4 protein-coding genes are annotated in these 6,438 nt (G+C 66.5%); all 4 read left to right on the forward strand.

The window, feature by feature from the left end; all coding sequences use genetic code 11:
* Nucleotides 1–6 precede the first annotated feature (6 nt).
* The gene (gene sbnA / locus BIV24_RS24870) at nucleotides 7–1,080 is read left to right on the forward strand and encodes a 2,3-diaminopropionate biosynthesis protein SbnA (RefSeq protein WP_079168506.1); all 1,074 of its coding nucleotides are present in this window, start codon (nucleotides 7–9) and stop codon (nucleotides 1,078–1,080) included.
* Between the two features lie 33 nt (nucleotides 1,081–1,113).
* Nucleotides 1,114–1,455: a hypothetical protein gene (locus BIV24_RS33950; protein ID WP_143064656.1), complete on the forward strand. Its 342-nt coding sequence runs from the start codon at nucleotides 1,114–1,116 to the stop codon at nucleotides 1,453–1,455.
* Nucleotides 1,456–1,717: 262 nt separating this feature from the next.
* Nucleotides 1,718–1,933 carry an MbtH family protein gene (locus BIV24_RS24875; protein WP_071368662.1) on the forward strand — a complete coding sequence of 72 codons (216 nt, stop codon included), beginning with the start codon at nucleotides 1,718–1,720 and terminating at the stop codon, nucleotides 1,931–1,933.
* Between the two features lie 129 nt (nucleotides 1,934–2,062).
* On the forward strand, nucleotides 2,063–6,438 hold a 4,376-nt coding region (locus BIV24_RS24880), incomplete at its 3' end, for a condensation domain-containing protein (RefSeq protein WP_143064657.1).

The raw sequence follows: 6,438 nt of genomic DNA on the forward strand, positions 1-6,438 counted from the left end.
GGGCACGTGCCGGTCATTTCGGCACCCCAGGAGTTCAATCAGGACGATCTATACGTCGACCTCGGCGTCACTCTCGGAATTCCGCTTTTCCTCAAATGTGAGGGCTTCAACTTCACCGGCTCAATCAAGCAAAAGGCCGCCATGGAGATGGTGGAGGCAGCGGAACGAGACGGTGTACTCGCGCCGGACTCAATCCTGGTGGAGTCTTCGTCGGGCAACCTGGGCATCGCGCTCAGCGTCATCGCAGCCAACAAGGGGTATCGCTTCGTCTGTATCACCGATCCCCGATGCACGCTCGCCGCCCAGCGGATCATGTCCGTGCTCGGCACCACGGTGCACACGGTCACCGAACCCGACCGGGATGGCGGCTTCCTCGCCGCGCGCATCAACCACGTACGTGCCTTGTGTGCGACCGATCATCGGTACGTTTGGCTCAACCAGTATGCGAACGCGGCGAATTGGCGCGCGCATTACCGGCACACAGCACCCGCCGTCGACCGAGGCTTTCCCCAGCTGGACGTCCTGTTCGTGGGGGCTGGCACCACGGGCACGCTGATGGGCTGCGCGCGTTGGTTTCGGGAACATCGCCCGCACGTCCGCATCGTCGCCGTGGACAGTGTGGGCTCCGTGACCTTCGGCCATCCGTCGGGGCTGCGCATGATTCCGGGGCTCGGCTCCGGAGTGCGGCCGCCATTGCTGGATGAGGAGTTCATCGACGATGTGGTTATCGTGCCGGAGGCCGAGACCGTGCGGACGTGTCACCAGCTTGCTGCGGCTGGCTTCGTCTTCGGGGGGTCCACCGGAACCGTCGTCAGTGGCGCTCGGCAGTGGCTCGAAGGGGCGGCTCGACGTACTCGGCTGACCTGCGTGGCGATATCGCCCGATCTAGGTGAACGGTATCTCGACACTATCTACCAAACGAAGTGGGTGGAGGGCCTCTACGGAGAGGACGTGCTGGACACCCACTTCGCCCGGGGCCTGCGGAGTACTAGAACGACCGTAGCGTCAGATCAGCCAAATTCGGCCGGGATGCCCGACAGCAGCCGGATAACAGTACCCGGCGCGCGAGGTGGACAATAGTGGCGCTCCGCGGACACGCGCCAGGTGCGACGCGTGGCAGGCTGCCAGAACTTCGGGGCCCTCAATGCGCTGGTCCGCGCATCGGGCGTAGAGCTTGCCCGCGGACACCGCGTCATCTGGGGAGAGTTCGAGGATTTCAACACCGTCGCGGTCGAAGAGGCTATGCACGGCGGAGCCGGTGCCGAATTGATGTTCCTTCGTGCAGTGCTCGTCCCAGCAGGTACGCATCGCACAGGACACCGCGAAAGTGACGGTGGGTATGACGAGGTGCAAGTCTTTGGCGAGGACGGCGGATTTTACGGAAGAAGCGGCCGAGGTGTGGCCGGTCGCAATCTGGTACAGAGCGAAGGAATCCGCAACTGCGTACCCTTCTGACGATTCTAGGAGGTCGTGCAGCTTCACTGATGCTCCCTTCGGTCGCAGGTCAGTTACGTGAGGGTAGGCGAAAGGATAGCGCCTTGCAGGGCCAGTGAGGTGGTCAACTCGTCAGTTTCTAGTTGGAGATGACGCTGCGATATCGAACTGATGCAAGCCCATGATGGACTGGATGCATTGGCTTCTGAACGCCGCTGGGTCGCGTACGCGGCGTTCTTCTCGCGATGCCAAGGGCCCCCATTACTGAAATCGAGGTTGTGGTGTGACGAACCCCTTTGAGAACGCAGAGGGACAGTTCCTCGTCCTGCTCAACGAGGAGGAACAGTACTCGTTGTGGCCCAGTTCCATCGAGGTACCCGAGGGGTGGCGGGTCGTCCTTGAGGAGACGGACCGGCAGGCGTGCGTCGACTTCATCGAGGAGAACTGGACCGACATGCGTCCCAAGTCGCTACGCGACGCAATGGACGCACACGACTGAGGGATTCTTCGAGCCAGGGCGGGCCGCCGCAGGCGACGCCCGCCCTGGCTCGCTTTCCTCACCACCGTTCCGGATCCGAGATTCATGGGGTAGGTAGCAGTGTCTGGCACTCGAGCCGCTCGTCGACCGTTGTCCGCCGCGCAGTCGGGTGTCTGGTTCGCCCACCAGATGGGCGTGACGGACCTGGACTTCAACCTCGCCCAGTGCGTGGAGATCCGCGGCATTATTGACGTGGAGCTCCTGACGACGGCCACCCGGGCGGCCCTCGATGAGGCGGAGGCATTGCGTGTACGCCTCATCCAGGACGCGGACGGCGTATGGCAGACGCCTATGCCAGTCCCCGCCGGCTTCCTGTCGTTTCACGACGTGTCGGCAGACCCTCACCCCGCCGAGACCGCCCTGCACTGGATGCGGGAGGACCGTGCCCGCCCCGTCGACCTCCTCGCGGAGCGTCTGTACAAGCTAGCCTTGTTCCGCCTGGCACCCGACCACTTCCTTTGGTACACACGCGCTCACCACGCGGTCATCGACGGCTATGGTGCTGACCTGTTCACCCGCCGTGCCGCCGAGATCTACACGGCCCTCACGAAGGGACTGCCGCACGGCGATTCGCCCTTCGGCTCCCTCGCTACCCTGGTCGCCGAGGAGCAGGAATACCGGGCGTCGACGGACTTCATCGTAGACCGCGCCTACTGGGAAACCCGACTCGCCGACCGCCCCGCCAGGTTCAGTCTGTCGCGGCGCAGGGCTGCCTCCCGCAGCTCGTCGCTTCGCGCCACTACTCGCCTCGCGGTGCCACTCAACGACGCTCTCATCGCTGCCGCCCGCGCCGCTCGCACCCACTGGTCGGTGGTCCTCACGGCCGCCGTCGCCCTGTACGCGCACCGCATGACTGGCTCCGACGACGTCACGCTCGGCTTCCCCGTTACCGCCCGCGTAAGCCTCGCGGCCCGTCGCACCCCCGGCATGACCGCGAACGTCGTACCCCTCAGGCTGACCGTCTCCGACGACGACGACTTCGCCGACCTCGTCGAGCGGACCGGCCAGGTCGTGAAGGAGGCGCTGCGGCATCAACGCTACCGCCAGGAAGACCTCCAGCGTCACTTCGCGGCCTCTCCCGACGGCTCCGGCTCCTTCGGCCCGATGGTCAATATCATGACCGCGGACGACGGCCTGGCCTTCGGTGAGTATCCCGCGGAACTCCTCAATCTCGGCAACGGACCCCTCGATGACCTGGCCTTCGACGTCTATGGAACCGCTCGCGGCGAAAGCCTCGTCGTCCACCTTGACGGCAACGACACCCTTTACACTGCCGATGAGCTCACCGGGCATCTGGAGCGCTTCGAGTACACCCTGGCCGCAGCCCTGGCGGACCCCAGCCACACCGTGGCTGAGCTGGATCTACTGCCGCCACGCGAACGGCGGCTGATCCTCGACGAGTGGAGCACTCCGACCGACAAAGTGCCGCCTGCGACGACGGTACCCGAGTTGGTCGAGTCGCAGGTGCGGCGAGCCCCGGACGCCCCCGCCGTGACCACCACGGTGAGCGAGGTCTCTTACACGGACCTGAACGCTCGCGCCAACCGCTTCGCCCGGCTGCTGATAGAGCGCGGCGCGGGACCGGGGCGTACGGTCGTTCTCGCCCTTCACCGGTCCCTGGAATGGGCCGTGGCAGCGCTCGCCGTGGCGAAGGCGGGCGCGGCCTGCTTGCTCCAAGACCCCGACGCACCAGCCGGTGCCATCGACCTCCTCCGACCTGTGTGTGTGGTGACCTCTGCCCACACCAACACCTCGCTCCCACGTACCCTGCCCCGCATCGCCCTGGACGCGCCGGACACGGCCGAGGTCCTCGCCCGGTTCTCGGACACGGACGTCACCGACGAGGACCGCACGGCAGCCCTGCTGCCTTCGCACACGGCGCAGGTGAGCTACCCGGCTGGCCTGGCGACCTCGCACGCCACGCTCACCAGCCGGCTCGTCTGGCTACAGACTGCCCGTCCGCAGCGCCCCGGCGACCGAGCCCTGCATGGCACCGCATCCTTGTGGGCGTACTTCTGGGCGCTCAGTAGCGGAGTGACCCTCGTGATCCCGAGTTCGGGTGAGCCCCTTCCGGGCCCGGGAGGGGCTCACTGCGACGCGACGCGCACGGCGGCCGCACTTGCCTCGGGCGTCAGGGCCCACGAAGTCACGAACCTGCACACCACCCCCACGGTGCTCGCTCCCCTACTCAGCAAGCACGCGGCCGCGTGTACCTCCCTGCGCACCGTCGTCTGTACTGGCGAACCCCTTCCGGCCTGGCTGATGACCCGCTTCCGCGACACCCTGAGCCAGGCAGCCCTATGCGTCACTTACACGCCCGCTGACGCTGGCGTTCCTGCCCTCGTCTGGGAGGGTGACGGAGACCCGGGCACCGGCAGCGTCCCCCTGGGCCGCGTCATTGCAAACACCCGCGCCTACGTACTCGACGAACGGCTGCGTCCGGTTCCGGCCGGTGTGACTGGCGAACTGTACCTGGGGGAAGAGACTGGCACCCTCGGCTTCCCCGATCAGCCGGTCGGCACCGCCGAGTTCCTTGTTGCCGACCCGCACGGCGAGCCCGGCGGACGGATGCGGCGCACCGGCGACCTGGCACGGTGGCGCGCCGGCGGCATGCTCGATCGTGTCGGCGCCGTGGAACGGGCCGCAGCCCTGAGCCAGGGCAGCGACCTTGCCGCCATAGAGGCCGCCGTGAACACACACCCCCATGTTGCCCAGGTGGCCGTCCTAGACCGCGAGGGCACTGCAGGCACCCAGGTCCGCGTGGCGTACGTGGTGCAACACCCCGGCACCACTGTCGACCCGGACGCGATCCAGCGTCACGCCGCCGAGCGGCTGCCGGAGTCGCACGCTCCGGCGGCGCTGGTCATTCTCGACGCGCTCCCGCTCACGACGCACCACCTCCTGGACGTGGCAGCCCTGCCCCTTCCGGCCGGCGCCGCTGCTCCGGCTCGACGCATGGCCCGCAATCCGAGGGAGGCGGCGTTGTGTCGCGTCTTTGCGGAGGTTCTGGGCGTTGATACCCCCGGAATCGACGACAGCTTCTTCGTTCTCGGCGGTCAGTCCCTCACTTCCGTCCGGCTTCTGAGCCGGGTTCGCACGGAGTTCGGTGTCGAACTCCCCGTGCGTGCGCTGTTCGAGGCGCCCACGGTGGCGCAGTTCGCACAGCGGCTCAATGAGGCGGAGCGCGCCACCGGCCACGCCCTGGCCCCCGCCGAGCGCCCCGACGTGATCCCCCTGTCGTTTGCGCAGCGGCGCCTGTGGTTCCTTAACCGTCTCGAAGAGGCCTCGCCGGCCTACAACATGTCGTTCGCCGTACGACTGGAAGGCAGCCTGGACCAGGGGGCTCTGGCTGCGGCGCTGCGGGATGTTGTGGAGCGGCACGAGAGCCTGCGCACCGTCTTCCCCGAAGGCCCCGACGGCACGCCGTACCAGAAGATCCTCACCGCCGAACAGATTCCCGCGGTGCTGCTCGATGTAGTACCCACGAGCGCCGACGAGCTGCCGCTCCTGCTCACCCAGGCGGCCGGGTGCGGCTTCGACCTCACGGATGCTCTTCCATTGCGCAGCGTCCTGTTCACCGTCGACGAAACCTCGCTCGTGCTGCTTGTCGTACTGCACCATATCGCGGGCGACGGCTGGTCGATGGTCCCTCTGGCGCGCGACGTCGTCACTGCTTACGAGGCTTACAGTGCGGGCACCGCCCCGGACTGGCAGCCGCTGCCCGTGCAGTACGCGGACTACACCCTTTGGCAGCGTCGCGCTCTCGGCGACGAGAACGACCACGGCAGTCCGCTTGCACGCCAACTCATGTATTGGTCTGAGACGCTGGACGGGCTGCCGGAGCAGCTGGAGCTGCCTGTGGACCGGCCGCGTCCGGCTGTGGCGTCGCATCGGGGCGAAAGCGTGCCGGTAACGATTGACTCAGTCATGCACCAGTCGCTGGCCGCGTTGGCGCTGAAGGCCGATGCCAGCCTTTTCATGGTGATGCAGGCGGCGTTTGCGGCGCTGTTGTCGCGTCTGGGTGCTGGTACGGATATTCCGATCGGTTCGCCGGTGGCGGGCCGTATGGACGAGGCTCTGGATGACTTGGTCGGCTTCTTCGTGAACACGCTGGTGTTGCGGACGGATGTGTCGGGTGACCCGACGTTTCGCGAACTGGTGGAGCGGGTGCGTGAGACGGACCTGGCTGCGTATGCGCACCAGGATGTGCCGTTCGAGCACTTGGTGGAGGTCCTCAACCCGGTCCGCTCCATGGCCGCGCACCCCCTGTTCCAGGTGATGCTCGCTTTCCAGAATAACGAGGCGCCTCGCTTCGAGATCCCCGGTCTCACCACCGCGATTCAGCAACTCAGCACCGAGACATCCAAGTTCGACCTTCTTCTGAACCTCACCGAACAGCACGACGCCGACGGCAAGCCCGCCGGCCTGACGGGATTCCTGGAGTTTGCCGTCGACCTCTTCGATCG

It is taken from the genome of Streptomyces colonosanans (assembly GCF_001866645.1).
Classification (GTDB): Bacteria; Actinomycetota; Actinomycetes; order Streptomycetales; family Streptomycetaceae; genus Streptomyces; species Streptomyces colonosanans.